This window comes from Actinoallomurus acanthiterrae (assembly GCF_054775715.1).
In genome coordinates, this window is the sequence record NZ_BAAHCO010000001.1 from 4,752,815 (window position 1) to 4,776,341 (window position 23,527).

A 23,527-nucleotide genomic window follows, 5' to 3' on the forward strand; every position below is an offset into this window, starting at 1 on the left:
CAGGGATCAGGGCGATTCGTGACCGGGCGGCAACAGGGTTCCGCCCGTGAGTCCCGCGCTAAGGACACGGGTCGCCTCATCCGCGGCCCGCGCGGTGCGGCGGGCCGTCGCGCGTATCGCATGCAGGTGACGGAACGCGTCGCCGTATCGGCGCTGTTCGGTGAGCGGGAGGAGAGGCACGCGCAGCCGTCGTGGATCCACACGGACGATCGACGTGCCGGTGGTTGCGGCGCTGACGTTCTCCTCCTCGGCGAGGAAGCCGGCCAGGAACCAGGGATCGAGGCGCTGCGGGTCAGGGCGGAACAGCCACAGGTGCGGGCCGAGGGCGCAGTCGGCGTCGTCGGCGTCCGCGACCCGCGCCAGGGTCGGGTTACCGGCGCGGAAGATCTCCGGAAGGAGCACGTCGCCCCGTCGTAGTAGATGTACGGCCGCCGCTGTCTCGATGTCCACGTAGGTGCCGGAGGCGGCCTGTCCTTTGACGACGTCCTCGGCGGTGAGGACCGTTCGCTCGCCGTGCCTGGGAGCGGGGGACGGCTCTGAGTGTTCTGAGCGGGTGCGGCGGATCGGCGTCGTGTGCAGAAGCTCCACGGCCCCACCGCGGAGCAGGTCGGCGACGGTCGCCGTACGCCAGGCGCGGGGCCGGTCGCCTGCCGGCCGCCATTCACCGCCGCTCTGGCACAGGTCACCCACCTCTGTCACCGAGCGGTGGAGCCGGTCGTGCACCTCCGCTGCCTGCCGGGCCGAGTCCAGCGGGTTCGTGGGGATGCGGGCTCCGCGGACGTGGCGTACCGGTGTCAGGTCGACGGTCTGGTCGAGCAGGTCGATCAGCGGGAGGACCCGGGCAGCCGAGATGTCCACGAGGTCCGTGCCGGCGCAGTGTGCGTGCCAGGCGTTCAGCACCGTCTTTTCGATGGTGGCCCAGTCGACGCCGTGCTTGCTGGACGCGGTTGAGGTGTCGACGAAGAGGACGGTCGCGGGAACCTCAGTGGTCGGCTCGGGCCGCTGCACGATCCAGATGTGCAGGCCGATGTGAAGAGGCGTGGCAGCACCCTGCGGAAGGGCGATGATGGCGAGAACGGCTCCGTCGCGGATGAGCTGCGTCCGGATGCTGCGGCCGGAGGCCCGTTCGGCGACCGCGGGCGGCATGACGAGCACGGCGCGGGATCCGGGGGCGAGGTGGGACAGGCAGTGCTGGACCCAGGCCAACTCGGGCTCGCCCTTCGGGGGCACGCCGTACGCCCAGCGCTGGTCGTAGGCCAACTCGTCGTGTCCCCACGCGCGGTCGCCGTACGGCGGGTTGCACAACACGCCGTCGACGGTCAGCTCCGGGAAGGCGTCGCAGCGCAGGCTGTCGCCCGCGCGTACGGTGACGGCGGCGTCGGGTGCGCTCAGGCGGAGGCGTACGGCGGCCTGGGCAGCCTGGGCGGCGACGACGTCCTGACCGTACAGGCTCGTCGCACCAGCGGCGGCCGCGGCGGCGAGGAAGGATCCGCTGCCGCAAGCAGGATCGAGCACGGTCTCGGGAAAGCCGCCGGACTCATCGACCAACAGCTCGGTCATGAGACGGATCAGGGAGACCGGCGTCAGGTAGGTGCCAGCCACGTTGCTGTCCTCGAGCAGACGCTCGGACAGCACGTCGGCCGCGGCCTGCCCGCCCTCCGCCAGCACCTGCCGGATGAGCGCCCTCAGCAGGCCCGCTTCCAGAGTGCCCGGCGGGTCCTCCCCAGCACCGGGGATCTCGTCGGTCAGTGTCTCCACTGCGGACCGTGCCCAAGACACCAGCGCATCGTCGGGCAGACGGGGCAGGCTTTCGAGCTCTTCACGGCCGATCGTCGCGGCGACGAGCACCACGGCGAATAGCCGAATGACGGTGCGCCCGGTCTCCGGCAGCGCCCGCAGCATGATCCGCAGCTCGTCGGCGGGCGAGTGCTCCGGGAGCTGGCCGCGAGCGGACAGCCAGGTGCGTACGGCGTCGAGGTCGTAAGCGGGGCTGGTGTCCGTGCCACCCACCGGAGCGGGGAAGTCGGCGTGCCGGCGTCGCCAGTTGCTCACCGTCGCGCGCGTGACACCGGCCAAACGGGAGATGTCGGCCGCGGTCACAAGGGCGGGGGCGCGCTCGCTCATGGACTCTCCCTGCTGACGGGGGGACTAGCGGACGCCCCACACTATATACAACTGTCGATCAATCGAAAACTGATTGACAGTGCTTTCACTTTCGGCTCTACTGGAGATGCTTTCACCGTCTGTCCGTGCCGCACCCAGGCTTCAGAGTCCGTCGCGTCTGATCCGGCCTACTTCCCCATGGAGCCGCCATGACCGTTCGCACCCTGTACCGTCTGACCGGCGTCACCCCCGACGCCGACGGTCTACTCGACGCCCTGCCCATCGAACAGCTGGATGAGCTGCAGTTCCTGATCTCATTCCCCGAGGACTACCTCGGCTGCCCCGCCATCCTTGTCAGCGGCCATTTCGACATCCCGGAGGCGAGCTGGTGCGGTGAGGTCGCCCAGCTCACCGGCGTAGAACTGGCGCTGCGGAAGCTGGAGACCGCCGCCCTCCTTCTCATCGCCGTTGACGGCGAGGTCTATGCGGTCGGCTTTGACCAGGGATACCGGCTCGTGCCGAGCCGCCTGAAGGATCCGACGTTCGGGTTGCGGGTCGCCATCCGCGCCATTGACCCCGAGCTGGTGCATGACATCGTGCGCCGCTCCTTCACCGGCAAGGGCCGACAGGATGCAACCCGCGCCCCGTCCGGACTCCCCATAGAAAGCGTCGGGATCAAGCAGCACGCCGAGCTCGTTCGCGAGCTCGGCGGCCAACTCCACGCAACCGACCTCGGACTTACCGGAAGCCGCCCGGTCCGCGTCGAAGGATCGGCCGGGCTCCGGCTCCCGATCCCCACCGAACCTGAAGCGTTTCTGACCTGCATCCGATCCATCGCCAAGATCTGCGCCGCCGAACCTCGCCCCGACCTGGCGTTCATCGAGGCCATCCGACCTGTCGCCGACGAGACGATCACCGCGGAACTGGACACGCTGCTGGACGATGCCCTCCTCGACGCCTCCGACTCCTCAATCAACCTCGCGGTACCAGTCGACCAATCCGCGTTTTTGCCCGCCACCGGCACGTACACGATCCGGATCGGCAGCACCGCCATCCGAGGGCGAGACCACCTCGATCTGGCCGACATCCGCCAGCGCGTGGGTGTACAGCACAACATGACACCTACGGCGGCGTTGCGCGCTGGCTCGATCGAAATCTGCGACACGAATGGAGGCACGCTGGACGAGGCTGCCGCACTGAACTGGATCGAGACCCGCCTGACCCGCGAATCCAGCCATTACTTCCTCATGGAGGGTCACTGGTACGAAAGCGGCGTCGACTACCTCGAATCAATCCGTCGGCAAATCGAGGCGCTGATCCCGGCAACACCGAGCATCACGCTGCCGGCCTGGCGCAAGGGTGAGCACGAGCGGGACTACAACATCCGAGCACAGGCAGAACTCGGACGAGACCGGTTCCTGTGCCTCGACCGGACCAGCGTGCGGACCGCGCTGCACCGCCACAACGGCATCGAGGTCTGCGACGGATACGGACCCGCCGGTGAACTCATCTGCATCAAGCCCGCGGACAAGGCAGCACCGCTTAGCCATCAGTTCAACCAGGCCCTTGTCGCTGTTCAGACCCTGCTGTACGACGCCACCGCCAGGGAAAGGTTCAACACGCTGGTCACCCAAACCAGTGGCGGAACTCGCAGCGTCCCACCCAGCACCCGACCTCAGAAGGTGATCTTCGGAATCCACCTCAAGAACGGACAGCCGCTCACGCCGAGCACGCTCTTCCCCTTCGCGCAGATCGCACTGATCAACATGGCGGTCACTCTCCGCCAGGACGTCGCAGTCGAGGTCATCGGTATCCCCGCCGAGAAGTGAATCAGGCGCTCGATGAGGACGTCTCAGGAGTCGTCGTCACACCCGGGCGTGGCGACGACTTCCACAGGTTCGGCAGACTGGTCCCGTAGATCACTGCAAGATTGTGCAGAACGCTCACTGACGGGCGGCGGGTGCTGCGGCCCCGATCGGGCACATTCTCTCGTACTCACTGATTCGGCTCCTGTCCGTCGGAGCCGGGGGTACCGAACCTGGCGTTATAGGCGTCTGTGGCGGCCGGGCCGGACACGCCAACGCCATACCGGTAGGCCACCATCGAAGGCACAGTTCGGCGACGAGCGCCGTGGCGATCTCGTTCTTGGCCAATCCTGCCCGGTGCACCAGGCCGCCCGCTCGGCCAGCCTCAAGTAGAGGTCGGCGGTGACCGGAGTCCAGTGCAGGGCAGTCTTCGCGGACGTACGCCTTATGCACCGAGTGGTACGGCTGCCCGTGTCTCCCACTCGTACATCTTGTTATCGCGCCCGAGGACGATCAGTTGCACTTCGCTGACCGTGGCCGCCACAGGAGGCAGTTCTGAACGGATCGCCGCGCTGATCGGCTCCATGGGCCCTTCTGAGCTGCTGTAAGCGACGCTGATGTGCGGTGTCCACTCCTCCGATTCCATCAACAGGTCCGTGCCGCGTACGGCGACAATGGCGTCCCGGAGCGCACGGCGGATCGGGATGAGGTCCTCGACGGGTTGTACCTTCAGCCGTACGACCTCGGGGTCAACGATCGCTGGTCCGATCGTGATCGACGGTGGCTGGATCTTGGCCAGCCGTTCACCAGCAGCCGCGATCACCGCGTCCACCTCGGGTTCGGGTACCTCGTCCACGAACCCGAGTCCCTGCGTGGTCAGGTGCAGCCATTGGTGCGGGATCGGGTCGAGACCGGGAATGCCGGCAAGTCGTTCGCCGTAGGCGTCGACCAGCTCGTATAGGTCGCGTTGGCCGTCGAAGGTGACATGCCAGGTGTACATGCGGCGGCCAAGCCGCCATCCCGGCCGCCACCACCAGTGGTCCCGCATGCGATCGTTGGAGTTCATTGCTCTCCTGGGGGAAGTGCTTTCGTGGTCATCGCGTTCGTGTGATAGTCCGCTATCTGATCGCGCAGTGCTCTCGCTTCCGGGCTGGAGGCGTGTCGACGCTGGCTGAGCATGCCGGCGACGTCACCGAGCCGAGATGACAGCGTCCCAAGGCGTTCTTCGGCCTGGGATCTAAAGAATCGGCGCCAGGGCCTCGGATGTCCCGTGGAGTCGGTGTGCTCGGGGCATTCGACCAGGGGGAGGATCGGCCACGGGTCGTTGCCGTCGTGTTCGCTCAACCTCTCCTGACTGCCCAACAGTAGGAGGCCAGGTCGTCAGGCGGTTCGAATCTCGGTGTCGAGCGCCGCCGAGATGGCCCGCTGGTGGACGAGGCCCGTGCGGACCAGCCTGGCCTCTGGGGTGAAGCAGTCAACGATGGTCATGTGGTTCGCTGCCGGGCACACTCCGCCGTCGACGATGACGCCGACTTTCATGCCGGAGATGGCCAGAAAAGCGTGGACCTGCTCGACGGTGATAGCTGGACCAGGGTCGTTCGGGCGCGTCACCGGAGATGTTCGCGGTGGTCGCCGCGAGAGGAGCCTTGACCTTCAATGCGAGGTCCCCGAGGATGCCGGGCGCGATCGTGACCAGGGCAGGTGATCCGACTGCCGCATGCCGGGCAGCGTCTTCCGTGTTCTTCCACGGCAGCAGCAGCGCGAGGTCGCCGGGCCAGAAGGCCGCTGCGAGTCGTCTAGCCTCCGGGCTGAGGGTGAAGAGATCCTCGCAGGAGGCTGGGGAGGAGGCGACGTAGGCGAGAGGCTTTCCGCTCGGGCGGCGCTTGCCCTTGATGATGCTGTCGCATGCCTGCGCGTTGCTCGCGTCAGCGCACACCATGTACCAGCGCTGGGTCGGAACGACGACGAGTTTTCCGCCCTCGATCGCCTGTGCGGCAGCGTCGAGGTTTTCGGGCCGGATGACACGCATGCGTTACTCCTTGTCGGCCGCGGGCTGAGCGATCGAGTTGAGTGGCGGGTAGTCAAGCCACGGGTCGCGCAGCGCTTCGAGGCGGCGGTGCGCGTGATCCCGGTGGGAGACGCGGAAGTAGGCCATCACCCGGGGGAACGGGGTGAGGTTCCGTCCCACGGAGTGCGGGACGAGGTGGTGCATGAGCAGGACGTCTCCGGGGGCGCCAAGTAGGGTCAGGCCCCGCTCGGCGTCGGTCTCGGGTGGGACCTGCTCGGTCATGCCGAGCGACCACTGGTTACGGAACCAGTCCGCCATGGTGTGGTGTCCGCCAGGTTGGTAGTGCAGCGCGCCGTCATGCGCGCTGCTGATGTCGGACAGGACGACACCGACGAGGAGCGAAAAGGTGCGCAGTTCCCGCGGATCAAGGTGAGGGCAGGAGACCCCGTCGACGTGCATCGCCTTCTCCGGCTGCACGCCGGGGAACTCCGACTCGGGTACGCGGATTTGGATCTGGGCTGTGGTGACAGGAGAGGCGTTCTCGAGGAGGTCGGTGGCGAGGTCGACGGCATCCGTCTGCCCGTACAGGGCGAGGATGTCGGGGTGTCTCCCGAGCTCAGGGGCGAACGTGCGCTGACTGTAGGCCGGGATGTCGCTGGGCTTCAGGTCGCGGTACCAGATCTCGACCAGCGAGGTGGCGCGGTGGACCAGCGCGGGGGCGACCAGTCCGCGGCGTATGACGGCGCCGTCCCGTTTGAACACGTCCTTCTCCTCAGGGCTGAGGGGCATGGTGCCTCCCTAATGTCACTGACGTCCCAGGGGACGAAGCTGTGTCGATGCGGCAGAGTGCGTGCGTGCTTGCGTCGAGCACCGGGGCGAGAAGTTTTTGACCGAGTTCTGCAGTGGCTTTGCGTGGGTCACCGCCGATGACGCCGCGGGCGGAGAGTGCGGGATCGTCGGAGGTCCAGGGCCAGGTCATGCCACGGTCCAGTACAAGGTGGTCGATCGCCCAGCGCTGGCCCGGGTCGGGGCGTGCCCCGTCCGGCAGGAGATCCAGTCGGACCCGGCCGGGGTCGAGGGCGAGCATGAGGGAGGTCTCCAAGATTCCGGCATGCACCTCGGGAAGCTCACCGTCGATTGGAACGCGGGCGACAGCGAGCGCGGCGGGGTGCAGGACGCAAGTGGTAAGGCCGTGAGTGTGGCGGAGCTGATGGACGAGCGTCTCCAAGACCCCGCGGTTGCCGCCATGACCATTGATGAGGACCACGGACCGGACAGGCGTGGAGCGGAGGTACTCCTCGACAAGCGTGGTGATCAGCGTGGCGTACAGGTGGAGGTCCAGGGTGACGGTCCCCGGCGTTCGGGCGTGTTCGGGCGAGATGCCATAGGGGACGGCCGGCCCGACCCAGAGGTCGTGCCGGTCCGCCACGTGTGCGGCCAGACGGTGCGCGAATCGCTCGGCGATGACGGTGTCGGTGTCCAAAGGCAGGTGCGGGCCGTGCTGTTCGACCGACCCGAGCGGCAGACAGAGGACGGACCGTTCGCTGAGCTGGGCTGCCGCACGTGGTGCGGTGAGCGCGGCGAACGCCCGTCTAGCGCTGTCGGTCGTCATCTCCTCCGCCGCCCGAAGCGGATCAAGAACTCGTTTTCTTCGGGGAAGGCGTCGTCCTCGCTGAAGTCGGCAAGCCGCTTCTTGACCGCGTTTTCGAATTCCTTCAGCCGGTCGCCGAAGAGGTCGGGTGCGGCGAAGGAGGTGGAGTAGAGGTAACCGAGGATGCTCTCGGTGGTCCAGGTCCGGTGGACGGGGAGGCGGGCCTCCTCCACCTGGTCGAAGGGCGATTCCTCCATGATCTCGCTGTAGGGGCGGTTGTGGTGTTGGAAGGTGCCGGAGCCCGCGCGGCGTTCCTCGCCGAGGAACGTCTTGATGACGTCCCGGACCGCTTTCTTCCAGGGGCTGGTGGCGGTCCAGAAGCTGCTGTCGCCGAAGATGGCGACGACGCCGTCGGGGGCGACCTGGTCGTCCAGTCGGGTCAGCACGGTGGCCTGGTCGAGCCAGTGGAAGGCGCGGCAGATCGTGACCAGGTCGGCTTTCCAGCCGGTGGGCGGCACGAAGTCCTCGGCGGTGCTCTCGACGAGCGACAGGCGGGAACTTCCGGGGAGTTTGGGGCGCAGCGCCGACTCGGCTGCGGCGAGCATGTCAGCGTCGTTGTCGATGGCGATGATGTCGTCGAACCGGTCGAGCAGCGCCTCGGCGACCAGCCCGGTGCCGGTGCCGACGTCCAGCAGCCTTCGCGGGCCGTCGGTCCGGGTTGGGGCGGCTTGGTCCAAGGCGGCGGCGACGTCTTCGGGGATGCCGGGACGGAACTGGCGGTAGTAGGCGGCGGTTCCGGTGAACAGGCTCATGTGGTGCTCCGTGCTGAGAGGTGCTGGATGTGACCGGCGGCTGCCGCCAGGTCGTCGGCGACGAGCACACCGTGGTCGACGAGCAGGGACTCGTCGGGGACCTTCCTTCCGCGCGAGATCCACACGGCCCTGGCCCCTGCTTCGACGGCTCCCACAATGTCGCATGCCCAGTCGTCACCGATGTGGATCAGACCACTCGGGTCCGTGTCGAAGTGGTCGGTCACGGTGTGGAACGCGCGAGGGTCGGGTTTGGTGTGTCCGATGCGGCAGGACGGGAAGAAGTCGCTCACCCAGCGGGAGAGGAGTCTACGCAGTCCGTCGGTGTCGGCATCGACGCACGTGACGTTGGACAGCGTGACGACGGTTGCTACGGCGCTGATCCGGCGCAGGGCCTGAATGGTGCCGGGGAAGAGGCTGAACGGCGCTGGGGCCACGTCTCGCGGGAACGTTTCCGTTGGCACCTGGATGGCTTCACAGACTTCGCTCACCAGTGAGTCGCTCAAGACCGGGCGGGTGTGGAGGCTGGACCGCAGGATCGCGCGGGCTCGCGCGGGCGGCAGCGGGGACGCCTCGATCAGCCGCATCGTCAGTCCGGGGCCGTCGGCCGTGCCCAGGGTTCCACCGACGTCCACGGAGACCAGGAGATCAGGTCGGGAGGTCACTGGCTCCTCCTGGTGGTCGGCAGTGCGGAGACGACGGCCCTTAGACGGGCCTGCCGGATGGCCGGGGTAGTGGCCTCGGATAGGAACGTGAGGACGTACCGCAGCTCCGCTTCGTCGAGCCCGTCGAGGGACCGGCCCTCCTGGTCGGCGGCGGCGCTGAGGTCCGGTGGGACGCTGCGCGGACGCAACCCGTGCGGCAGGTGAAGTCTGCCGTGCCAGCGCTCGCCGTCGGCCGGCGCAAGGAAGCTGTCTGTTGGGCGCAGGACGGTGACGTCATCGAGGGTCAGAATGCGCACGGGTATGGACCTCTCCGCGATGTCGAGGCTTCCGGTGAGGAAGGTGTCGTGACCGTCGAGTCGTTGCGACAGGCGCAGCAGGGGCCCTTCCGGGCTGTGGGTGACCGTGCCCTCAACGGGCACGTTCAGCGGGGCGCTGGGCATGTTGTGTTCCTTGGCGTCGTGCCGAGACCAGGGGCGTCCGGCAGGCGGATGTGGCCGTTTTCCGGGCGGAGCGGCATCTCGTAGACGCGTTGGCGTCCGGGCTCCCACCGGAGTCGGTACTCGACTGCCGGGGCCGCGGCGGGGTAGGCGGCGGCGAGGTGGAGTCCGGGCAGGAGCGAGCGACCGTGCGGGTAGACCGGAACGCCTTGGGCCTGGGCTACCGGGATGATCTGCGTGGCCCGGGTCAGCCCGCCGCATCCGACGACATCGATGGTCAGGGCGCTCGGCCGGATGTACTGGATCAGCTCAGCGGTGTCCTCATCGAAGTGCGCGCGCTCGCCCACTGCCAGCGGCACCGAGGTCGCCACGAGGATTTCGTATGTGTCCGCCTCGTGGTGTGGCAGCGGGTCCTCCAGCCACCGCAGCAAAGCGGGATCGACGGCCTGCGCGAAGGCCAGAGCCACCGCCGGCGTCCAGGTGCCGACCGCGTCTACGGCGAGTGGGGCGTCAAGAGCCTGGGAGCAGCGCTCGACCGCCTGAGCCATACGGGTTGCGGCTTCCCTGGATGGGTCGGCGGGGTCGTGGCGCAGCCCCCACTTGGTGAAACGCCAGACGCCTGCCGCGACGCTGCCCAGTACGTCCGGACTGTGGATACGACTGAGGTCCTGGGTCAGCCAGGAGGCATACGCCGGAATGGACGGCCGAGGGGCAGCGGTGGAGAGGAGTTCGGCCACGGTGCGCTCGGCGAGCCGGCCATGGACATCCCACACGGCGCAGTCGATTGTGCCGACCGCCCACGAGGCCACGTCGGACGGCGCCCCGCGAGCCACCGCCCGCAGTTGGTCCAGCAGGCGGGCGTGGTCGGTGACCACCGCGTCCTTCACCTCGGGGGCCAGCACATCGTTTACGTAACGCCCGACCCGTTCCCCGACCGGGCCGTACCAGCCGATCGCGTCCGCCGCCCGGACCGCGACGAAAAAGGTGTCGTCGCCGGGTGCAGCCGATTGCCTCGCCTGAACCACGTGCAGGTCCTCGATGGTCCACCCGGTCATCGGACCACCCCACGGAAGGCCAGGAGACGGTCGGCGGTCCGCTCGACGCCCGCCAGGTCCATGCCCATCGTGCGTGCGAGATCGCGCTGCGGCATGGGACCGGCGAGTTCCCGCCAGCCGATGACGTCGACGGGCCGACGGATCCGTCCGGCCAAGAGGCCGTAGACGGCGGCCGGGTGGCCGAGGGTGAGGACGAGGACGGCAGAGTGGGCGCCGAAATAGTGCTCGATCTGGTGGCCGGTCAGTCCCCGTGGCCACACGTGCGGGGCGCCGAGGACCGTGAGGTCCAGCAGGTTGACAACTCGCACCCGACATCGGTGGCGGTCGCGGATATGCCCAGCGGCTTGGGTAGCTACGGCGGCGGGGATATCCCCCGCCGTCACGATCGTCAGGTCAGGCTCGTCGTCGTCGCTTAGGTGCGGCCACACCGCGAGACCACGACTCTGCTCTTCGGCGAGCGTTGCCGCCGGATAGGCGGTGCGGCCGTGCTTGCCGGCGATGACCAGGTTGACGCGGTCAACGGAATCGAGCGCTTCATCCAGCGCCGCCGCTGTCCGTGCCGGATCGGCGGGCGTCAGCACTCGCACGCCGGGCGCTCCCAGGGCCAGTAGGGCGGTGGCGAGAGACGGGTCGCCGTGCGTGTGGACGTTGTGCCAGCCGTAGGAGGTCAGGAGCAGGTTGAGGCTCGGCAGGCCCTTCGCGCCGACGAGGCGTCGCTGTTTGATGTGTCCCACCAGGCCGCTGGTAAGCAAGGGGGCGAAGCCCTCGTAGGACACGAGCAGTCCACGACGCCCGCTGGCCGTCCAGCCCGCGAGCCACTCGAGCAATACCTCTTCCGCTAGGAGCTCGTGAGCCCATGGCTCACCGGCAAGCTCGGAAAGGTGATTAGAGGCCAGTTCATCTGGGCTGACCAGCAGGAAGCCACCTCGTGCGGCGTGCTGTCGTACGACCCCGCTGACCGCGCTCGTGAACGAGACGCCATGGCTCCTTCGCGTAACGGAGCAGGTGTCCTGCCGTATGGAACGGGGCGGAATAAGGGAGCACCAGCGGATCTGGGAGACGGCTTTGGCGAGGGGCCCTCGGCTGTGCCCGTTCTCGTCGAAGAGCTGGGAAGGCTGGTAGGAGGCGAGCCAGTGAGCGAGTTCCGACAGGTGCTCGGAGTCGGTGCGGGGCTTGGTGAGGGGTGTCTTGTGCAGTGCGGGCGTGCCGAGGAGCGTCTCGCTCGCGAGGGCAACGGGCCCCGTCCATCCCTTGACGCAACGCAGGACGAGGACAGTGGGCCGGTCTTCGAGGGTCGACTCCATCGCATCCCACAGGGCCGTGTGGAAGTCGGCGTGCTCGGTCTGTGAGCTTTCAGCGACGCGGACGATCCTGGCCTCCCAGCCGAGACCGGCGAAGTAGGCCCGGAGTTGGTCGTCGTCCAGCCTTCCGAGCAGAGACGGCCCGCCCATGCGGAAGCCGTTGACGTGCACCAAGGGGAGTACGGCAGCTCGGCCGAGGGCTCTGTGGGCGAACCAAGCGGCTGACGTCGTCGGGGTTTCGCACTCCCCGTCGCCGATCACCGGGACGACAACCCTTCCGGGGGCGTCCAGCGCGGCCCCTTGGGCGAACGGAAGACAGCCACCAAGGCGCCCGCCCAGGAAGGCACCAGCGGGGAGGGCCGGGGTGACCTCCACGCCCAAGCCCTCTACATCGGGGAATGACCGGCACAGCCGCCGCAGCCCCTCGGCGTCCGGCCCGAAGCGGGAGCGCAGCCTCCCGAGCTCACCCGTCACCCAGGTCGCGGAGAGTTGCACGACGCCGGCATGCCCGGCGCCGAGCAGCGGTACGAGGTCCACCTCCTTACCGAGGGCTCCGGCGGCGAGGGCAAGGTGGGACAAGGCCCAGGCGGTGCCCGGCACCGTTCCCCAATGACCTGAAGGCTGTTCCTTCACATGGTCCGCGGTTAGCGGGTGGTTGAGCAGGACGTTGTCGCGTAGGTGGAGTTGGCATACCGACGCGTAGCAGATGGCCCTCCATAGGGCATCGGCCACAAGGGCATTCCCCTCCATCACGAACCGACCAGGGTCTCGTCGGCGAAGGTGAAGTACCACAGCGGGCGATAGCACTCCCACGCCACCGGACGCAGCCCGGAAGGCTTCATGATCCTTTCTATCTCCGCGCGAGCGCGGAGATAGTACTCAAGGTCCTGAGCCCCGGAGGCACGCAGACCAGCCATAATGCGGTTGTGGGCCTGGTACACCTGAAAGTTGGGGAACTCGGTCACGTAGGGGACCAGGGCTTCAACGCCGGTACGCAAGGCGTCGAAGTCGTCCAAGCCCACGATGTACGTGAACGACGTGTCGTGGCCGGCGGCGACCGCTCGCCTCAGCACCTCCGGCATCCGGGTGGTCGCCAGAACCGCCTTGCTGGCCTTCAGCAAGAGGTCGCGCCGGGTAAAGCATTCCGCGGTGAGTCGAAGCACGAAGGGCCCGACGTCAGCGAGTTCCTCGAAAGCTTGCCTTGAGCGCAGCACCGACGTGAGGAAGCCGAGACGGGCTTCGACGCCGTATTCGGCGAGCACCGAGCGCAAAGCGCGCAGGTGGTCGGCAGCCGCCGGTTCCCGCTCGAAGCATCCGGTGGAGACTGTGACCTCGCGGACTTCCGTCAGATCCCGCCTCGGGTGCTGCTCCTGCAGCGCGGCGAGGAGTTCACGGAGATCCTGTTCCTCGGACAGCCGCGGGTCTGCTGCCGCCTCCAGGGTGTTGGGGCAGAAGGCACAGCCGATGCAGCGGCTTCGGGCGTTCGGATTGAGCGTCAGCGCGGTGCCGTTGTCGCGGAAGTAGCCGCCGACTGCCTCATCGGCATCGACACGCTCGACGACGCCAACAGGGGCCTTCCCCAGCAGCAACTGCCCGTCCTCCAGCAGGCGGAACGGCGATCCCACGGCGTTCAGCGGGACGATGAGCTGCCAAGGAACCGACCGCGCGCTGTCAAGCCGGACCTGTAGGCGCGCGCGGTGACGCGGGGCTTCCCCGTGGATTCCGCGCAGATTGATCGCAATGAGCAGGGCGTCTTCGACCGGCATCTGGTACCGCTCCGCGAGTCGCTCCACGTCCGCGAGTGTCGACGTCGCGCCCGCCTGTCCGTCGAGTAAAGCTGTCATGCGCGTGCTCCATCCATGAGGCCGGAGGGGATGGCAGCGTCGGCGGAGTGAGGACACGCCGCCGGCGGCACCCACGAGAGTGCCCTTGTACGGCAGGACGGCGAACCACGCGCCGGGACTTTTGGTGGACGTCTCGGGACGTTCTTTTAGACGGCTGTGCGAGCCAACGACCGTAGAGGTGGCGTATCAGGGCGGCACGTTCGTCAGGTCGGCGAGCACAAGGCTCACTCCGCCGTCGCGTAGTTCACTTTGGATGCCGGCGGCCATGGCGACAATGTGCGCGCCCGAGTCGAAGGCAACAGTTCCGGCCACTCCACAACCGTGTGCAGCACGGCCACCGCACTTGCGCGCCGTCCCCCCAGTCCGGTTGGCTTGACTGAGTGAATGAGCGACTGCGTTCAGCGCTTGTGCAACGCGGCCTGACAGTAGAGCAGATGGCCGAAGCCTGCTCCGTGGACCCAAAAACCGCCAGCCGGTGGATCAGCGGTCGAGTCCCCCACCGCAGGCACCGCTGGACGGTCGCAAACCTGCTACGCGTCGACGAGGCATACCTCTGGCCGGAAAACGGACAGGTGACCCAGCGGCTAGGCCCGGCCCGCTCGGAGCTCGTCCACACCTACCTCAACCGGGCGAGCGTCCCCCGCGACGTGTGGATCTCCCTGCTCCTGGGAGCCATGAAACAGGTTGACGTGCTCGTCTTCTCGGGGACCTTCTTAACGCAAACCAACCCGCACATCACGAGGATGCTCCAGGAACGGGCGCAGGCCGGGGTCCGCATCCGGCTGTGCTTCGGCGACCCTGACGGGGGCGCGGTCCGCATCAGGGGCCGGGAGGAGGGCATCGAAGACACGCTCGCCGCCAAGATCAGGGCATCCCTCACGTACTACCGCGACCTCGTCGGCTACCCGGGCTGTGAGGTGCGCCTCCATGACACGACGCTCTACAACTCGCTCTTCCGATACGACCACCACCTCATGGTCAACCCACACATCTGGGGCCAGCCGGCCAGCGCCAACCCGATTCTCCAGCTCCGCAAAACAGACGGAGGGGAGTGGTTCCAGCGGTATGGCGAGAGCTTCGAGGCCGTGTGGGCACGCGCGCGCCCCTGGACGCCCGACAGACAGGAGTAGCAACCACCGTGGGCAGGACCGAGTACTACCACGACCCCAAAGCCCCCAACGCCAACACACTCATCCCCGCCAGCAACCTGCTCGTGGTCAACGACGACGGCGCCATCCTTCTCCAACGACGCCGCGACACCGGCCAGTGGGCCCTGCCCGGCGGGGCCCAGGAAATCGGCGAGAGCCCGGCAGCGTGTGCCGTCCGCGAGTGCGAAGAGGAAACCGGCATCGTCGCGGAGGTCACCGGCTTCCTCGGCGTCTACTCCAATCCGGAACACATCGTCGAGTACACCGATGGCGAGATCCGGCAACAGTACGAGGCCGTGTACATCGGCCGCCCCGTCGGCGGCAAGCCCACCGTCAACGATGAGGCCGACGGCGTGTGCTGGGTCCGCCCGGAGGACCTGCACACGCTCGACATCCACCCGAGCATGCACGAGCAGATCGGCCACTACCTCGCCGGGACCTACCCCTACCTCGGATGACCGCTCACACTCACAACTCGACGCCGGCCTCGACCGCAGCCGCCCGCACCCGATCCACGCTCGCGTGGATGTGCGGCGCGGCCTGGCGGATGAAGCGCCCCACCACGCTGTCCTCTCCGTAGCGCGCCCCGATCTCCCTCAGCCGCTCCTGGGCCGTCGTGCGCCCGCCGTCCGGCGTCGTGGTCACATCGCAGTACACGAGCGCGTCCACGAGGAGAGGATCATCCAGGAGGGGGAACTCGTCCGCCAACTCCTCCCTGAGACCGCGCTCCTCGGCCTCCAACAGCGCGTAGGTATGGTTCGCCACCAGCCGGACGACCCGCTCGTCCGCCGCGTGCGCGTCGCGGAGGTGCCGCGCTCCGTCCAGCGGATGGAACCGAGTGTGGACGAGCGGGGGCGCGTAGCCGACGTCATGCAGCACCGCGGCAGACTCTAGAACCTCGGCGTTGGCACCAACGAGCGGCGCCAGCATCTGGGCACAAGCGGCAACGCCCTGCGTGTGTGCCCATCTGCGCGGAAGGCTCTCCCTCAACAGCTCGCCCGCCAGTCGATGCGCCCAGTCGCCATCGGTCGTTGCCACACGGAGAAGATACGGCAGCAACAAAGGGACGCCCGCCTGCTGTACGGGGTCGCCGTCACCCCCCGTCCCTCGCCGAGCCCGGTGGTCGGCGATGGTGAGCCGTCAGGACAGTTTGGCCAGCACCGCGCCCTGGCGGTATAGCTCTCACGGACGCCGACAGCCGTCCGCGTGCCCAGGCGGTGCCGCTCCAGCATGATGGCCCCACCGGTGAAGCCAAGTCAGGCACCGCACGGCGAGTATTGGCGAGCGCCACCCCTACCGTGTCACAGCGACTCCGTGACGGGGCCCGGGCGGCTGCTTCCCTCGTCAGGGCCGGCGGTGCTGGGGCAGGGGCAGGATCAACACATCCATCAGTGGGGCGTCGGGCCAGTCGGGGCGTAGTTTCGCGACGGGCCGCCATCCCCAGCGCTGGTATGCCTGGTATGCCGTGGTGTTGGTCGGGCGGACCAGGAGCGTCGCGCGTTGCTCGGTCCGACCGCTGAGAAGTTCGTCGTGGAGGGCGTGTGCGATGCCTCGCCCGGTGAACGCTTGGCGGACCATGATCTCGCTCAATGCGAAGGTGCGACGTCCGTCCTCGTTGGTGAAGCCGGGTTCGGGTGGCTCGATCAGGCCGCGCCACCAGGCGGTGTCGGCGGGCAGCGGCCATCCCCACGCTTGGCCGATTGCCTTGCCGACGTCGTCGACGGCTATGAGGAGGTCGAAACCGTCGCGGGCGGTGTAGGCGTCGAACCGGCGCATGAATGCCTCGTCGGAGGAGAACGCATCGCCAGTGACTTGTTCGCCGTAGGCGTCGCGGTGGAGGTCGGCGACCACGTCGCGGACGGTCTTGGCGCTGGCCGCGTCGTAGCGGCAGAACTTCACCCCATCGAACACGCTCGCTCCTTCTCCTAGGCGACCGACAGCGACCGGGCGGCCGCGTCGAAGCGGGTCACGAACTCGGCCGCGGCGGCCTGTTCGGCGGCTGCGCGTACCGGCCGTAGCTCGATCAGGGTCCGCGTCGAGGTCACCCGCTCGCCCAGTTCCGGCAGGACCACCAGCCCTTGGCGGATCGCCTCAGCGCGGTCGCCATCGTCCAGCAGCGCCCCGGCCAGCCTCGCCTGGTAGTAGGCCCGGTTCCGGCGGGGCAAGCCCCCATCTGCCAGGACATCGCCGTAAAGGGCGGCCGCGCGGGCGGGTGCACCGAGCCGGAGTCGGCCGTCCGCCTCGTACCCGGTGACCTCGGTGTGGTCGACGAAGCTGCACCAGGCAGGGTCAGCGGGGTGTGGGCCGCGGTCGAGCTCGCGCTGGGCCTGTCCGATTGCCGACCGGAACGCGATCTCGTCGCGTAGCTGGGCGTGCGCGGCGGCCTGCCGCATTGCGATGAGCGCGTGGAGCCGTGGCGACGGCTCGTGCCGGGCTGCCTCCGCCGCCCGCGTGGCGAACCGCAGACCCTCCCGTGCCATGCCGCGGGGGTTGCCCGCACCCGTCCGGGCCAGGTGCGTTGATTGCATCGCTAGGTTGAGGTACACGTGGGTGGTCAGCTGTCCGGCGCCGATGCTGCCGGTCAGTAGCTCGGCCTCGCTGTAGAGCCGCCGGGCCAGCTGTTGCTGACCGGCGTCGTAGGCGAGCCATCCGGTGAAGACCGCCAGTTCGGCCGCCACGGCCAGCAGCTGACGGCCGATCGTCTCGGTGTAGTCGCTTTCATCGAGCATGCGACGGGCTCGGGCGAACTGCCGGGCTGCCTGCCGCAGGATCGCGCCTCCGCCGACGTTGCGGTCACGGTTGCGTAGCCGCGCCAGCCCGGCCTGCAGATATCGCACGTGCGCGGCATCGGTTCGATCCGGGATCCGGAGCACCGGGGCGAGGGCTCCGGCGGCAAGGGCGGTCGTCATGGCGTTGAAGGACCGGCGATCCAGGTCGACCAACGTTTCTCCCGTAAGGTCGGCGTCGTCTGTTTCTTCCACGGTGGCACCTGGATCGCTGAAGACAAGCGGTAGCAGCGCTTGGCGGGGCATATCGACCGCATCAGCAACGCGCAACAATTCTCTGACGTCGTACAGCGTGTCCCGGCGTCCGTTCTCGATCAGGCTCACCGTCGACTGTGACCAGCCCTCGATCAAGTGCGCCAGGTCCATTTGCGACAGTCCGGCCGCGCCCCGCAGGATCGCCAGGAACGCCCCCAGGTCAGCTCGAGCGAGCGCACGTCGCATCGGCGGCGAGTCCCACATCCACGTCGGGACCAGCGCACCAGGATCCCGTACCGAGCGCAAGCACGCTGCGCACAGCGGCCCGGCGTTGTACCGGCTCAAGACGGTGACGCGGCAGCTGGGGCAGACGCGGGCGGTACTGGCCATCCGGGCGACCTTTCCTCGGGCCGTGCAGGAACAACGGGTGCCACTGCGCCCCGCGCGGACCTGCGAGGCTGCCCGGGGCCCGCCTCACCGTAACTCCGCCACCACCCGGCGGCTATGCCAATCCGTCATAACCCGCCGTGCCCGACCCACGACACATCGCCGTTGCCGGGTCGACCCGAGCCCGGAAGCGTTACGGACGCCACAACCCCATGGAGCCCACAAGAGGGAGGCCACGAGACATGTCCCCCGAAGCCCGGGTGCACAGCGCCACCGCCGGCGCTTGCAAGGATGCGCTCGGCCTCGCGGCGCGTAAGAGCCCGGCCGATGGCGACTGATCCGTACCGGCGGTACTGCTCCGAGCTGAGCGCGGCATGCGCAGCTCTCGGCCTAGCCACGTCGCCGCTTCCCACACAGGTGCGCATCTGGGATCCAGATTTCGACCAGTTCGCGGAACTCATCACCTGCAAACCAGGGCCGGGCGGAGTGCCGTCCTTCTTCTGGTCGTTCGGTGCTGCGGCGGGCCCGGCCAGCGAGGTGCGCACGGTCGCTGCGCTCGCAGTCAAGGTCGTCTCTCCTCGCCTGCAGGGGCTTCCTACTGGACGGTCACGGCGATGACCGCAGCCACCGTGGGGGATTCTGCAGCCGAAGCGCTGCGCGCCGGCGCGTGCGTGGCCTGGGAGCTTCCTGGTGACCTGATGGTCCGCCATGCCCGCCGGATCGTCAGTGATGTCCTGTCCGGTCTCGGAGCACCCGAAGACTTCCTCCATGCCGCAGTGGTGGCCGTGTCGGAGCTAGGGACGAACGCCCTGGTCCATGGCTGCGCGCACCCGGGGCTCGAGAACGGGCCGCCAGTGGCGGGCCTGCCTGAGCTGTGGCTGTACGTGCGAGGAACGACGCTCCCACGCGAGCTCCTCCTGACCGTCTTCGATCGGGGCCCGGGCTGGTCGGCGGCGTCGGTTCCCGCCGTCGGTACCCCCGATGCCGAAAGCGAAAGCGGTCGTGGCCTACAGATCCTCGGCGCGCTGGCCGAGGAATCGGATGGCCGGTGGGGAATGCATCCCAGCCGAGCCCGGCTGGGCGCGTACCGGCTGCCGGGGACGGCGGCCTGGCTGGCGCTGCCCTTGCCGCGAGAGATCCGTGCCGGGCCCGCGTTCCGCGACATCTCCCCGGCCGAGGCGATCGAGAACCTGGCCTCACACCTGCGCCACCGCGGCATCGACGGAAACGAGCTGCAGGCCCGGGTGAACGGGCGGGCCGCGCTGTTGTCGGTCCGTCACCTGACGGTGTGGGCCCTGAACGGCGCCTACCGGTGGTGCGGGGCGAGCGGCCCTCGCCGCCGTCCCCTCGCTGACGTCGTCGACGCCACTGAGCAAATCCTCGCCGAGACGGAGCTGGCGCGCCGCCGCAGCGAGACGGAGGGATCATGCTGACAGACCCTGAGCTGCTGCGCCGAACGGCGATCACAACGCTGGCCGCTCATGCGCCCGTCAACGGCCGGTGCCGCGTCTGCGGCATGACGGGCGTGTGCCCGTACGCCCGGGCCGCGGCGAACGCGCTGGACTTCCTCGGCGATCCGGAGGGCTGGCTCGTCACGCTGTCGCGGCAAGCCAGCGCACCAGGCCCGGCCGTGCTGGTTGAAGTCCTGGCCGGCCTGAAGGCCGTGCCGCCCTGATCTCGCGGCTGCGGATCGAACCGGCGGCGTTCTTCCCCCATAGCGCCGACGAGGGGCTCGCCCTGTCCCTTCGTGTCCGGGAACTCTCCGCAGCCGCGACCGATACAAAGCCGTGGCCAACCGAACGGAGGTGATGCCGTATCCGCCGCTCCCTGGCACTCCTGCGATAGCCGACAACTTCACCGCGGTGGCGGGTGGGAGCGATTACCAACCCGTCCCGCTTACCGAGAGGATGAGACGTGGATCCTGCCCACGTGGAGACGTTGCTCGCCGAACTGCGCGCTGAGCTGAGCCTCGGTGCCGTACGACGCGAGTCGATCCGGGTCTGGGAGATGTCCGGAGTCGAGCGCCTACGGCTCGACGACGGCCGCACGCTCATCTTCAAGTACTCGCGGGGCCCGCTCACCGATGAACACCTGGTGCTGCGCCATGCGGCCGCGCACGGCCTGCCTGTGCCGCGCCTGCTGGCCTCGGCCACCCTGTACGACCCGAGGCTCGGCGTGGGAGGAGACAGCCTGGGGATGGTCATGGAGGACCTCGGCCCGGCAGTGCTGACCCCGACGCTGGAGCACGCGGTCGCCGCAGCGCTCGCGGTTCACGCGGTGTCGGCGCTGCCCGGCCGTCCGGGCCTGGACTCGGCGGCCCTGGCCGCGCTCCCCGGCCGGGCGCTCAAGCGCCTCGCGACGCTCCAGAGTGCGGGCCGGTGGCAAGATCCGGTGCTCGCCCGGCACCTGCGGGCGCTGGCCGCGGTCGCCTACGACCGATGCCACGGTGCCGAGATCCCGCCGTGGGGGATGCTCCATTCGGAGTTTCACCCCACATCGCTGCACGTGGACGCCTCCGGCCGGTGGCGGCTGCTCGATATGGCGCGGGCCTGCACAGGACCAGGTGTGCTCGATCTGGTCTCCTGGCAAGGCACACAGACCGCACCGGAGACAGCGGCGCTGTATGAACTCTTGGTCGCCTACGTCGCCGCCGGCGGGCCCGCCACCGCGCTGTCGGATCGGGCGGGGCTACCCGTGACACGCTGGGCGATCGGCTGGCATCGCCTGTGGATCGTCGACTGGTACCTCGAACAGGCGGCCCGCTGGATGCCGGACCCGGCACTCGACGAGCACGCCGCCGCCGTGGTCGTCCGGCACCTGGCCGAGGCCATCGACGCACTGGGCGCATAAGCGCGGTAACGCTACGGCGCCGTCGCCGTCATTCGGCGAGAGCGGGAATGGCTCCTGCTGACAGCAGGCCGTCTGATGTCCAACCCTGAACGGAAGAGGACATTCTTTCGCTCCAGCACGCCACCATTCGGCGCGATCACTCTCGACCAATATCATAAAAGGCCACGGCTTAGATCCCGAACGATTCTTCCGATCAAAGCGAGCTCTCTTCGGCCTTCGGCTATTCCTTCTCTTGGCGGAGAATAATCCTCGATTCCGAGGAGTTCTTTAGACTGGCGTTTTCGCATATCCAGAGCGACGGTCTATATGCGTTGCCCGCGCATCGGGCGACGAAACGAAGTTCGAGGAAAGGGATCACGATGACCGTCGCTAAACCCGTTCCAGAGCCCGACCCGGCATCGAGCAGGCCGACAGGACAGCCGGCTGATGAGCCCGGCCCCGTCGGCCGGGCCGGTTCAAAACCAAGCGGTGCTGTCATAGCACGCGCCAAATGGATGGCGCTGAGCGGGCGGGTTCCAGCCAGGCGTCCAGGGGTGCTGTACTGGCGGCGCCGGTTCGCCGGGACACCCGAGCAGATCAGCGAGGCTCGCCGGTTCACCCGGTTTCTGCTGGCCGACTCCGCCGGAGCGATCGACGCTGCCTGGGTGGTCGGAGAGCTGGCTACCAACGCGGTCCGGCATTCACGCTCTGGTCTGAAGGGCGGGGTGTTCACGGTGGAGGTGATGCGGTGGCGGCGCTTCGTCCAAGTGCAGGTCACTGACGCCGGAGGCGGTCGCGAACCCGTCCTTCCGAAGCTCGACGCGGCGACGGTCATCGCGCGGGGCGGGCAGCCGCCCGAGGGTGGTCTCGGCCTGTGCGGGATCCGCGCATTGGCGTGCCGGTTCGGCACCCATCAGCATCTTGACGGCAGCCGGGCGGTGTGGGCCCGGCTGCTGGTCGAGCCTCCCGTGGTGATTGGAGCGGGGCGATGAGCGCCGCTCCTTCCGGCACCGGTGGCTCTGACGGATGCCCCAGCTGCGGGCAGAAGCCGCCGCATCATGGCCGTCGGCCGCCAGATTCAGAGTCGGAACTGGCGCGGCTGCGCCGAGAGATGCCTCAGTTCGGATTCTTCTTCGACGGGCGCTTTTGGTGGGCCGTGTACGGCCAGCTCGTCGTTATCTCCGCGAGCGATCCGGTGACGCTGCGGGAGCAACTGCCACATGCCGTACGACGGGTACGCCAATCAGCGGGCGAGAAGGACTCAGGGGACTGGTGACGTGCTGGCCGCTGCGGCGCTGTGGCTGCAGCGGCCCGAGACGTTCGTTGACCAGGTGCCCCCAGCGCGGTAGCGCTGGCAGTGGTCATGGCCGGTTCCGGGGCCGTAGTCGCCGGGCAGGACTCGTCGTGGTGTTCTGCGTCGGACTCGCCCTGCCTGGTCCCGGCGGTCGGGAGCTACCGGCGGCTGCTGCTCTCTCTTCTTCTCTCTCTTGTAGGTTCCGTGAGTCCGTGAGCAATCGCAAGGCGTCTACTTGCAACGTTGCTAAGACTGAGCAACAGATCGGCGTTGGACTTCCGGGTGATCATGAGCAATCGGCAGCAGCGCTGCTGCCCGCATGGGGTTGAGGACACAGTCGGCCGGTTCCGTCGCAGCCGCTTGGTCCCCGTTCCGTGCGTCGACTCGCTCGCGGAGCTGAATGCCTGAGCCGTCGTTGGTATGAGGGTTGGTTCAGAGGGCGACGAAGGTGAGGCCGCGTTGCTTCAGCGCGGGGATGACCGTCCGGAGCGCGCGGATGGTCTCGGACCGGTCGCCGCCGCCGTCGTGGCAGAGCAGGATGTCGCCCGCCTGCGCGCGCAGCAGCCGGTCCGTGATCGTCATCGTGCCGGGGCGGGCCCAGTCACGCGGGTCGACCTGCCAGTCGATGCAGATCATCGAGTGCTCGGCGGCGACGTCGATGATCTGCTGCGACCATGCGCCGCCCGGAGAGCGGAAGAACTTGGGCGCCACACCGGTGGTCTGCGCGATCCTGTCGTGCGCGCCGCCGATCTCCTCCCGGATCCGGGCCGCCGCGAGGTGAGGAAGGTTCAACGGGTGCGTCACCGTGTGGTCGGACACCTGGTGCCCGCTCGCGACGAGCCGCTGGACCAACCGCGGCTCTTCGGTGACCTGCTCCCCGATGAGCGAGAACGTCGCCGGAACGCCGAACTCGGCCAGCAGGTCCAGCATCTTCGGGGTCCACACCGGATGCGGGCCGTCGTCGATGGTCAGCGCCACCGCGTTCGGCGGCGCCGCCGGTTGGAGGTCGTGCAGGTTGTGGATCGGGCGGCGCAGCGCCTGCAGTGGCCGTCCGTGCGTGTAGCCGGGATCGGGCGGAAGGGTGGGGTGGGCCGCCGTACGTGTGTGGTGCCGTGTCCTGGTCGTACCAGCATCGCGGAGGAATTCCGGTGCCGCGCCGGCCGCGAGACCGGCACCGGCAGCGCCGATCGCCCATAGCGCCTGGCGCCGGTCCAGCTTTCTCATATCGATCCTCACTCACCGGTGCGACCGTTGATCCATCAGCTAGGAC

Annotated in this window: 23 protein-coding genes; 7 read left to right on the plus strand and 16 right to left on the minus strand. The window is 68.3% G+C overall.

Annotation, left to right across the window (positions count from 1 at the left end; translation table 11 throughout):
* Window positions 1-6: 6 nt before the first annotated feature.
* On the minus strand, window positions 7-2,124 hold the full coding sequence (locus ACYVF7_RS22805) for an N-6 DNA methylase (RefSeq protein ID WP_460344071.1): 2,118 nt from the start codon (window positions 2,122-2,124) through the stop codon (window positions 7-9).
* A 188-nt stretch (window positions 2,125-2,312) separates the two neighbouring features.
* On the opposite strand from ACYVF7_RS22805, the gene ACYVF7_RS22810 reads away from it, so the two are divergent.
* Window positions 2,313-3,932 carry a DUF6119 family protein gene (locus ACYVF7_RS22810; RefSeq protein ID WP_460344074.1) on the plus strand — a complete coding sequence of 540 codons (1,620 nt, stop codon included), beginning with the start codon at window positions 2,313-2,315 and terminating at the stop codon, window positions 3,930-3,932.
* A gap of 421 nt (window positions 3,933-4,353) precedes the next feature.
* Here ACYVF7_RS22810 and ACYVF7_RS22815 read toward each other — a convergent pair whose 3' ends face one another.
* The 11 genes from ACYVF7_RS22815 to ACYVF7_RS22865 form a co-directional block, all read right to left on the minus strand.
* Window positions 4,354-4,974 (minus strand): 2'-5' RNA ligase family protein, encoded by a 621-nt coding sequence (locus ACYVF7_RS22815; RefSeq protein WP_460344077.1) that lies wholly within the window; start codon window positions 4,972-4,974, stop codon window positions 4,354-4,356.
* A gap of 408 nt (window positions 4,975-5,382) precedes the next feature.
* The gene (locus tag ACYVF7_RS22820; protein WP_460344080.1) at window positions 5,383-5,937 is read right to left on the minus strand and encodes an L-threonylcarbamoyladenylate synthase; all 555 of its coding nucleotides are present in this window, start codon (window positions 5,935-5,937) and stop codon (window positions 5,383-5,385) included.
* A gap of 3 nt (window positions 5,938-5,940) precedes the next feature.
* Window positions 5,941-6,705, minus strand: a complete 765-nt coding sequence (locus tag ACYVF7_RS22825; protein WP_460344082.1) for a phytanoyl-CoA dioxygenase family protein — start codon at window positions 6,703-6,705, stop codon at window positions 5,941-5,943.
* Complete coding sequence (locus ACYVF7_RS22830; protein ID WP_460344084.1) at window positions 6,689-7,528, minus strand: creatininase family protein; 840 nt, start codon at window positions 7,526-7,528, stop codon at window positions 6,689-6,691. Before ACYVF7_RS22830 ends, ACYVF7_RS22825 begins: the two co-directional genes overlap by 17 nt.
* A complete protein-coding gene (locus tag ACYVF7_RS22835) occupies window positions 7,525-8,319 on the minus strand; it encodes a class I SAM-dependent methyltransferase (protein WP_460344087.1) in 795 nt (264 codons plus the stop codon). The genes ACYVF7_RS22830 and ACYVF7_RS22835 overlap by 4 nt, the downstream gene beginning before the upstream one ends.
* A complete protein-coding gene (locus ACYVF7_RS22840; protein WP_460344090.1) occupies window positions 8,316-8,981 on the minus strand; it encodes an HAD family hydrolase in 666 nt (221 codons plus the stop codon). Before ACYVF7_RS22840 ends, ACYVF7_RS22835 begins: the two co-directional genes overlap by 4 nt.
* Complete coding sequence (locus ACYVF7_RS22845; RefSeq protein ID WP_460344093.1) at window positions 8,978-9,421, minus strand: hypothetical protein; 444 nt, start codon at window positions 9,419-9,421, stop codon at window positions 8,978-8,980. The genes ACYVF7_RS22840 and ACYVF7_RS22845 overlap by 4 nt, the downstream gene beginning before the upstream one ends.
* On the minus strand, window positions 9,403-10,473 hold the full coding sequence (locus ACYVF7_RS22850) for an enolase C-terminal domain-like protein (protein ID WP_460344096.1): 1,071 nt from the start codon (window positions 10,471-10,473) through the stop codon (window positions 9,403-9,405). Before ACYVF7_RS22850 ends, ACYVF7_RS22845 begins: the two co-directional genes overlap by 19 nt.
* A complete protein-coding gene (locus ACYVF7_RS22855; protein ID WP_460358060.1) occupies window positions 10,470-12,524 on the minus strand; it encodes a phosphoketolase family protein in 2,055 nt (684 codons plus the stop codon). Before ACYVF7_RS22855 ends, ACYVF7_RS22850 begins: the two co-directional genes overlap by 4 nt.
* Window positions 12,524-13,618, minus strand: coding sequence for a radical SAM protein (locus tag ACYVF7_RS22860; RefSeq protein WP_460344098.1), 1,095 nt, complete (start codon window positions 13,616-13,618; stop codon window positions 12,524-12,526). Before ACYVF7_RS22860 ends, ACYVF7_RS22855 begins: the two co-directional genes overlap by 1 nt.
* Before the next feature lie 186 nt (window positions 13,619-13,804).
* On the minus strand, window positions 13,805-13,930 hold the full coding sequence (locus ACYVF7_RS22865; protein ID WP_460344101.1) for a hypothetical protein: 126 nt from the start codon (window positions 13,928-13,930) through the stop codon (window positions 13,805-13,807).
* 68 nt (window positions 13,931-13,998) lie between these two features.
* On the opposite strand from ACYVF7_RS22865, the gene ACYVF7_RS22870 reads away from it, so the two are divergent.
* Together ACYVF7_RS22870 and ACYVF7_RS22875 are read left to right on the plus strand one after the other, a co-directional pair.
* Window positions 13,999-14,748 carry a helix-turn-helix domain-containing protein gene (locus ACYVF7_RS22870; protein ID WP_460344104.1) on the plus strand — a complete coding sequence of 250 codons (750 nt, stop codon included), beginning with the start codon at window positions 13,999-14,001 and terminating at the stop codon, window positions 14,746-14,748.
* A gap of 8 nt (window positions 14,749-14,756) precedes the next feature.
* Window positions 14,757-15,224 (plus strand): NUDIX hydrolase, encoded by a 468-nt coding sequence (locus tag ACYVF7_RS22875; RefSeq protein WP_460344108.1) that lies wholly within the window; start codon window positions 14,757-14,759, stop codon window positions 15,222-15,224.
* A gap of 10 nt (window positions 15,225-15,234) precedes the next feature.
* Here ACYVF7_RS22875 and ACYVF7_RS22880 read toward each other — a convergent pair whose 3' ends face one another.
* The 3 genes from ACYVF7_RS22880 to ACYVF7_RS22890 form a co-directional block, all read right to left on the minus strand.
* Window positions 15,235-15,804 (minus strand): HD domain-containing protein, encoded by a 570-nt coding sequence (locus tag ACYVF7_RS22880; RefSeq protein WP_460344111.1) that lies wholly within the window; start codon window positions 15,802-15,804, stop codon window positions 15,235-15,237.
* A gap of 306 nt (window positions 15,805-16,110) precedes the next feature.
* Entirely contained in the window at window positions 16,111-16,677 is a 567-nt protein-coding gene (locus ACYVF7_RS22885) for a GNAT family N-acetyltransferase (RefSeq protein WP_460344113.1), read from the minus strand.
* 14 nt (window positions 16,678-16,691) lie between these two features.
* Window positions 16,692-18,137 carry a helix-turn-helix domain-containing protein gene (locus ACYVF7_RS22890; RefSeq protein WP_460344116.1) on the minus strand — a complete coding sequence of 482 codons (1,446 nt, stop codon included), beginning with the start codon at window positions 18,135-18,137 and terminating at the stop codon, window positions 16,692-16,694.
* A 611-nt stretch (window positions 18,138-18,748) separates the two neighbouring features.
* Here ACYVF7_RS22890 and ACYVF7_RS22895 point away from each other — a divergent pair.
* The 4 genes from ACYVF7_RS22895 (at window position 18,749) to ACYVF7_RS22910 (ending at window position 21,955) form a co-directional block, all read left to right on the plus strand.
* Entirely contained in the window at window positions 18,749-19,567 is an 819-nt protein-coding gene (locus ACYVF7_RS22895; RefSeq protein ID WP_460344119.1) for an ATP-binding protein, read from the plus strand.
* Window positions 19,561-19,809, plus strand: coding sequence for a hypothetical protein (locus tag ACYVF7_RS22900; RefSeq protein ID WP_460344122.1), 249 nt, complete (start codon window positions 19,561-19,563; stop codon window positions 19,807-19,809). The genes ACYVF7_RS22895 and ACYVF7_RS22900 overlap by 7 nt, the downstream gene beginning before the upstream one ends.
* 239 nt (window positions 19,810-20,048) lie before the next feature.
* Entirely contained in the window at window positions 20,049-20,984 is a 936-nt protein-coding gene (locus ACYVF7_RS22905; protein WP_460344125.1) for an aminoglycoside phosphotransferase/kinase family protein, read from the plus strand.
* A 533-nt stretch (window positions 20,985-21,517) separates the two neighbouring features.
* Window positions 21,518-21,955: an ATP-binding protein gene (locus ACYVF7_RS22910; protein WP_460344128.1), complete on the plus strand. Its 438-nt coding sequence runs from the start codon at window positions 21,518-21,520 to the stop codon at window positions 21,953-21,955.
* 734 nt (window positions 21,956-22,689) lie between these two features.
* On the opposite strand, the gene ACYVF7_RS22915 is transcribed toward ACYVF7_RS22910, so the two are convergent.
* A complete protein-coding gene (locus ACYVF7_RS22915) occupies window positions 22,690-23,481 on the minus strand; it encodes a polysaccharide deacetylase family protein (protein ID WP_460344131.1) in 792 nt (263 codons plus the stop codon).
* Between the last annotated feature and the right edge of the window lie 46 nt (window positions 23,482-23,527).

Coding starts and splice junctions, on each gene's coding strand:
- ACYVF7_RS22805 (WP_460344071.1), bottom strand. CDS start 2,124: ATGAGCGAGCGCGCCCCCGCCCTTGTGACCGCGGCCGACATCTCCCGT.
- ACYVF7_RS22810 (WP_460344074.1), top strand. CDS start 2,313: ATGACCGTTCGCACCCTGTACCGTCTGACCGGCGTCACCCCCGACGCC.
- ACYVF7_RS22815 (WP_460344077.1), bottom strand. CDS start 4,974: ATGAACTCCAACGATCGCATGCGGGACCACTGGTGGTGGCGGCCGGGA.
- ACYVF7_RS22820 (WP_460344080.1), bottom strand. CDS start 5,937: ATGCGTGTCATCCGGCCCGAAAACCTCGACGCTGCCGCACAGGCGATC.
- ACYVF7_RS22825 (WP_460344082.1), bottom strand. CDS start 6,705: ATGCCCCTCAGCCCTGAGGAGAAGGACGTGTTCAAACGGGACGGCGCC.
- ACYVF7_RS22830 (WP_460344084.1), bottom strand. CDS start 7,528: ATGACGACCGACAGCGCTAGACGGGCGTTCGCCGCGCTCACCGCACCA.
- ACYVF7_RS22835 (WP_460344087.1), bottom strand. CDS start 8,319: ATGAGCCTGTTCACCGGAACCGCCGCCTACTACCGCCAGTTCCGTCCC.
- ACYVF7_RS22845 (WP_460344093.1), bottom strand. CDS start 9,421: ATGCCCAGCGCCCCGCTGAACGTGCCCGTTGAGGGCACGGTCACCCAC.
- ACYVF7_RS22850 (WP_460344096.1), bottom strand. CDS start 10,473: ATGACCGGGTGGACCATCGAGGACCTGCACGTGGTTCAGGCGAGGCAA.
- ACYVF7_RS22855 (WP_460358060.1), bottom strand. CDS start 12,524: ATGGAGGGGAATGCCCTTGTGGCCGATGCCCTATGGAGGGCCATCTGC.
- ACYVF7_RS22860 (WP_460344098.1), bottom strand. CDS start 13,618: ATGACAGCTTTACTCGACGGACAGGCGGGCGCGACGTCGACACTCGCG.
- ACYVF7_RS22890 (WP_460344116.1), bottom strand. CDS start 18,137: ATGGCCAGTACCGCCCGCGTCTGCCCCAGCTGCCGCGTCACCGTCTTG.
- ACYVF7_RS22895 (WP_460344119.1), top strand. CDS start 18,749: ATGACCGCAGCCACCGTGGGGGATTCTGCAGCCGAAGCGCTGCGCGCC.
- ACYVF7_RS22900 (WP_460344122.1), top strand. CDS start 19,561: ATGCTGACAGACCCTGAGCTGCTGCGCCGAACGGCGATCACAACGCTG.
- ACYVF7_RS22915 (WP_460344131.1), bottom strand. CDS start 23,481: ATGAGAAAGCTGGACCGGCGCCAGGCGCTATGGGCGATCGGCGCTGCC.